Source organism: Actinomyces sp. ICM47 (assembly GCF_000278725.1).
Classification (GTDB): domain Bacteria; phylum Actinomycetota; class Actinomycetes; order Actinomycetales; family Actinomycetaceae; genus Pauljensenia.
This window is the reverse complement of record NZ_ALCA01000010.1, coordinates 1-3722: the sequence shown is the minus strand read 5'-3', so window position 1 is coordinate 3722 and position 3722 is coordinate 1. Positions and strand designations below refer to the sequence as shown.

Below are 3722 nucleotides of genomic sequence, written 5' to 3'. Positions count from 1 at the left end.
CGGGGCCAGCACACCCAGGGCCAGGAGCGCCGGGGCAACAGTCGCGAAACCCGCAGCCGCGAGGGCCGCCGCCCGCAGCGCGAGCACGCGCGTCCCTTCAAGCCATTCACGCCGGAGCAGCTAGCCGAGCGCGCCGCGGCGATCCCGGTTATCGAATTTCCGGACCTGCCGGTGAGCGCCCGGCGCGACGAGATCGCGCGCGCTATCCGCGACCATCAGGTGGTCATCGTGTCGGGTGAGACCGGCTCGGGTAAGACGACGCAGCTGCCGAAGATCTGCATGCAGCTGGGCCGCGGCGTGTCCGGCATGATCGGGCACACTCAGCCGCGCAGGCTCGCGGCGCGTTCGGTCGCGGACCGCATCGCCCACGAGCTGGGACAGACCGTGGGCCGCGAGCGCGGCCAGGTGGTCGGCTACCAGGTGCGTTTCACGGACGAGGTCGGCCCCACGACCCTGGTCAAGCTGATGACGGACGGCATCTTGCTGGCGGAGATTCAGTCGGATCCGATGCTGCGCCGCTACGACACGCTCATCATCGACGAGGCCCACGAGCGCAGCCTGAACATCGACTTCATTTTGGGGTACGTGGCGCGCCTGCTGCCCGCGCGCCCGGACTTGAAGGTCATCATCACGTCGGCGACGATCGATTCGGATCGTTTTGCGCGTCATTTCGGCACGTGGGAGGGGACGCCCGGATCGGGCCGCCTGATCGAGCCCGCGCCGGTCATCAAGGTGTCGGGGCGCACGTACCCGGTGGAGATCCGCTACCGCCCGCTCGGCCCGACGACGCCTTCGTCGTACACGTCCGAGGCCTCGTCACAGCAGGCGGACGAGACCATCGAAGTCATCGAGACCACTGACGTCACCGAGTCCGGCCCCATGCAGCTGGTCCTGGAGGACCCGGACGACGAGCTGGCGACGCTCGGCTACGGCATGGGCGAGGACATCGACGTGGAGACCGCGATCTGCCACGCGGTGGACGAGCTGAGCGCGGAGGGCGACGGCGACATCCTGGTTTTCCTGCCGGGTGAGCGCGACATCCGCGACACGGAGGCGGCCCTCCTCGACCATTTGAAGGGACGAGGCCGGCGCGCGGGAGACGACAAAGGCGCACACCCCGGGGACATTGAGATCCTGCCGCTGTACGCGCGGCTGACGGCAGCCGAGCAGCATCGCGTGTTCGAGCCGCACCGCCTGCGCCGCGTGGTCCTGGCGACGAACGTCGCGGAGACGTCGCTGACGGTGCCGGGCATCCGCTACGTCATCGACCCGGGTTTGGCGCGCATTTCCCGCTATTCCAATAAGACGAAGGTGCAGCGCCTGCCGATCGAGCCGGTCAGCCAGGCCAGTGCGAACCAGCGCGCGGGCCGATGCGGCCGCGTCGCGGAGGGCGTGGCGATCCGCCTGTTCTCCCAGGCTGACTATGTTTCACGCCCCCGTTTCACGGAACCCGAGATCCTGCGCACATCGCTCGCCAGCGTCATCTTGCAGATGGCGTCCCTGGGCCTGGGCGCCGTCGAGGACTTCCCCTTCCTGGATGCTCCGGATCGGCGCGCGGTGCGCGACGGCGTGGCCCTCCTCGTGGAGATCGGCGCGCTCGCGCAGGACAGTGGGGCCGAGGACGCGACCCCGGCCTCGTCCCAGTACAGGCTCACCGGCATCGGCCGGGACCTGGCGCGCCTGCCGATCGACCCGCGCCTGGGTCGCATGCTGCTGGAGGCCGAGCGCCTGGGCTGCGCCTCGGAGGTGCTTGTCATCGTGGCGGCCCTGTCGATCCAGGACGTGCGCGAGCGCCCGGCCGAGCACCAGGGCGCGGCCGACGCCTCGCACGCGCGCCTGGCGGACCCCCATTCGGACTTCATCACCTACCTGAACCTGTGGCGCTACCTGGCGGTGCAGGCACGCGACCTGTCAGGCTCGGCGTTCCGGCGCCTGTGCCGCGCGGAGTTCTTCCACTACCTGCGGTGGCGCGAGTGGCGCGACGTCGTCGGCCAGCTGCGCCAGATGGCCCGCGCGCTGGGGATCGGCGTGGGGCCTGTGGGCGAGCCGTCGACGGGCGACGTCGTGGAGGCCGCCCGCTTCGGCGGCGCGCAGGACGCGGCTGTACGCGCAGTCCTGGCTTACGGGCAGGGTCCGGCGAGCGTGGACGCGGACCAGGTGCATCGCTCACTGCTGGTCGGCCTGCTGTCCTACCTGGGCTCGTGGGACGAGACAAAGCGCGACTACGAGGGCGCGCGCGGCACGCACTTCACGATCTGGCCGGGCTCGGGCGTGAGCGGTCACCCCGCGTGGGTGATGACCGCGGAACTCGTGGAGACCTCGCGCCTGTTCGCGCGCACGGTGGCCCGCATCCGCCCGGAGTGGGTGGAGCCGGCGGCACGCGGCCTGCTCAAGCGCTCGTATTCGGAGCCGTTCTGGTCGGTGGCGAAGGGCGCGGCGATGGTCCGCGAGCGCGTGACCCTCTACGGGCTGACGCTGGCGGCGGACCGCGAGGTGCTGCTGGGTCGCTTGGGTGACCTCGTTATCGACGAGGCCGTGGCCGCCTCGCGCTCTCACGCTCCGCGCGCGGGGTCGCTGGAGGCGCTGGCGGCCGGCTTGGTGTCGGCGTCGAAGGATCCGCTGTCATCGGGGTCGTTTGAGCCGCGTCATTTCGAGGAGCTGGCGGCCGCGCGCGAGGGCACGACGGCCCGCGAGCTGGCCCGCGAGTTGTTCATTCGCAACGCCCTCGTGGATGGCCAGTGGAGGGAGAGGCACGGTTTCCAGCGCCGAAACGAGGCCCTGGTGGAGCAGGCGCGCGAGGTTGAGCGCCGTAGCCGCACCCACGGCCTCGTCGCGGACGAGCAGGCGCGCTTCCGTTTCTTCGACGACCTGATCCCCGAGCACGTCACCAGCGCGGCGGCGTTCAACCGCTGGTGGAAGGACGAGCGCCGGGAGCATCCCGACCTGCTGATATACCCGGCGTCCCTGCTGATGCCGCGCGAGGCGACCTCCGGCGAGGGCTTCCCGGATCGGTGGCAGTGCGGCGATCTATCGCTGGCGCTGAGCTACGAGTTCGCACCGGGCAGCCCGCGTGACGGCGTGTCGATGCACATCCCAATCGAGGTGCTCGAACGCGTCAGCGATAAGGGCACGGACTGGCTGGTGCCGGGCATGCGCGAGGACCTGCTGACCGAGGCGATCCGCGCCCTGCCCAAGGGCGTGCGCCGCCTGCTGGCCCCCGCGCCGGACGTGGCCGCGTCGGTCGCGCGGTGGATCGAGCAGGCGGGCGACAAGCCGGCCCTGGCCGTGGCAGCATCAGCGGATAACTCCGCAGGTCCAGCCCGAACGGGTACCGGGGCGGGCGGCGGGAAGAAGACCGCCCAGTCCGACGAGCCGGACCCGCTGAGCCTGGATGCCGCAATGGGCCGCCTGGCTGCGTGGGGCGCGACGTCGGGCAAGCTGTCGACGCGCAACTCGCCGAAGAAAAACGCCACGAAGGGTTCCAAGAAACAGACCTCGGCATTCGCGAGCGCGGGAGACGCGACCAGCGCAGGCTCGAGGGGCGCGGCTGCGCAGCCAGGCACGAGCCCGGCGACCGCGCTCAACCCGGCCACCAGCCCTGCGAGTCACGCGGGAGCCGCAGCTTCCGGCGCGACCGGTGCGGATGCCACATCTACCAATGCCCCCAGCACCGCTACCGCAGCTGCCCCCACGCGCCGCGCGCTCACCGACGGCCCCGTCCT

The 3722-nt window shown here is 71.0% G+C and carries 1 protein-coding gene; it reads left to right on the top strand.

All coding sequences use genetic code 11. The annotated features are described in order from the left end of the window. Window positions 1–3722 (top strand): DUF3418 domain-containing protein (locus HMPREF1136_RS00505; RefSeq protein WP_009647340.1); only part of this gene is annotated, 3722 nt, incomplete at both ends.